The organism is Oleiphilus sp. HI0066 (assembly GCF_001635725.1).
Genome location: NZ_LWFH01001009.1, coordinates 1 through 2,156 on the forward strand (window position 1 = coordinate 1; position 2,156 = coordinate 2,156).

Consider the following 2,156-nt stretch of genomic DNA (forward strand, 5'->3'; position numbering starts at 1 on the left):
ACAGAGGGAATTGTGGGCCTGGAATATTGATGATTGGGAGGTTGAACATCGGCTTAAACTTTTGAGCCAATAAAAATTCTGAGTATACGCGAGCAGAAAGTGAGGCCATATTGCTAGGTACAAGCTCGGTTAGTCTGTTCGCAGATATAGCGTCGTCATAATGATTTGAACTTGTGGCCATCGAATGAATCTGGCGAATTCGACGAATAGGGTTTGATTCATTGGTGATTAACGAAAACAAACTAGCAGTGAGTTGTTTTCCAGATTTATACGTAAGGCTTGTTGAGCGCACTGAGATTGGAGAAAGTGCAATCAGCGGAGCCTTCGGAAGAGCGTTATTATCTTTTAGGTAGCTATGAAGTGCCTCAGCACAGACTCCAATAAGAATGTCGTTGGTCGTGACATTATTTAGCTCTTGTCGGAGTGTGCGAATAGAAGAGAACGACAAGCGTAAGTTGTCGCTGACGCGCTTGCTTGAGACTTTCTTATTTAGCGGGGTGCTCGCTACGCTTAATAGTGCTGAGGGAAGATTTAAACGCTGCAGTTTTTCGTACAGAACGCTGTAAAACGCTGAAGATGCAGTATCTTTGAGCAAGTTTGCAATGCTCGATGGAATGGAAAGAGCTGTGTTATAGGCCGCCTCAATCAAAGATGCTGTTTCAGGTAGTTCAGTGGGCACCCATGGCTCTGGTGTTGTTAGCTTTTGAACATGCGGAGAGACATCTAATAGCTGGCTGAGAATGTCTTCACCAGTTGAATGGTCAAGTGCTGAGATGTGTGTAACGAGGATAAGCGCAAAGTGTTGCTTGGAGTATCCTGACTCGCTATCTAAACCGTCAACATAATAAACTTGCCACAAAGGTTGGTGGCGCTCGAGCGGTGTATTGAGTATTTTGGCGGATAGTTCTTCAAGGCTGCATGGGCTTTTAAGGGTGTTAAGTTGGATGTGGTGTACATGATTCTCCAAATCAAAATTTGGGTCGTCACACCAGATCGGAAATTCGTTGTTTAATGGCGCCTCAACAAGTTTCTGACGCAAGAAAATTTCATTACCAAGCTTGTTTGCGATAAGGGCTTTGATTCGCTCGAAGTTAAATTTCGAGCGCGTGCTCTTTTTCTTGAATATATAAGTACCGCCAACTTGCAATGGTGCTCGGCTACTTTCCAAAAATAGAAACGAAGCATCAAGCTCGGATAAAGTTCGCATACATTTAAGCCTTGGTTATTATAGTTTGCGCTTATTTATTTCTATTTACGCTAATTTCCGCTAAGTGAATGAGACAATCACAATAGATATTGTTGCCTAATTGTTTGGCAGCCTTGATTGCGTCGTTTTTGCATCGCTCTGCAGCTTCTTGAGTATATGCGAGAGCGCCAGTGCTTTGAACAATGTTGATGACTTCTTCAATCATATTGCCATCGCCTTTGCGGATAGCTGTTCTGATTGTGGTGGTTTGTTCTTCGCTGCCGATTTGCATGGCTTGTATCAGCGGCAATGTTGGCTTTCCTTCGGCTAGATCATCACCAATATTTTTTCCCATTTCTTGAGCGTTGCCGGTGTAATCCAGGATGTCATCGATGAGTTGAAATGCGAGTCCTAGTTTTAATCCGTATTCTTTTGCTGCGTTGATTGTTTGTTCGTCGCAATCTGCCAAGGTAGCGATGCCCTGTGAAGCAGCAATGAAGAGCATTGCAGTCTTACTCTCGATAACGTCGTAATATTGCTGCTCAGAGATATTTGGGTTTTTTGCATTCATTAACTGAAAGACTTCGCCTTCAGCGATAATGTTTGTTGTGTTAGCAAGAATGCCCATTAGCTCAACACTACCGATATCTACCATCATTTGAAAAGCGCGTGAATAAAGGAAGTCGCCAACCAATACGCTCGGGGCGTTTCCCCAGTTTGCGTTCGCAGTGGCTTTGCCTCGACGCAATTCTGATGTATCGACTACGTCGTCGTGAAGTAAGGTTGCGGTATGCAAAAACTCAATGATTGTTGCGAGCTTTACCGCATTATCGTTATTGTAGTTGAGTGCTTTTGCGGTCAAGAGCGTGATAAGTGGGCGCATGCGTTTACCACCGCTCTCAATAATATATTGTGCGATTTTTTCAACTAAAGGAACGCGAGATGATAGTTGATCGAAAATCAGGGCGTT

2 protein-coding genes are annotated in these 2,156 nt (G+C 43.6%); both read right to left on the reverse strand.

The features are described from left to right. On the reverse strand, nucleotides 1–1,207 hold a 1,207-nt coding region (locus A3738_RS11965), incomplete at its 3' end, for a wax ester/triacylglycerol synthase domain-containing protein (RefSeq protein WP_068763607.1). Nucleotides 1,208–1,238: 31 nt separating this feature from the next. Then, the coding region (locus tag A3738_RS11970) for a polyprenyl synthetase family protein (protein ID WP_369819799.1) at nucleotides 1,239–2,156 on the reverse strand (918 nt) is incomplete at its 5' end.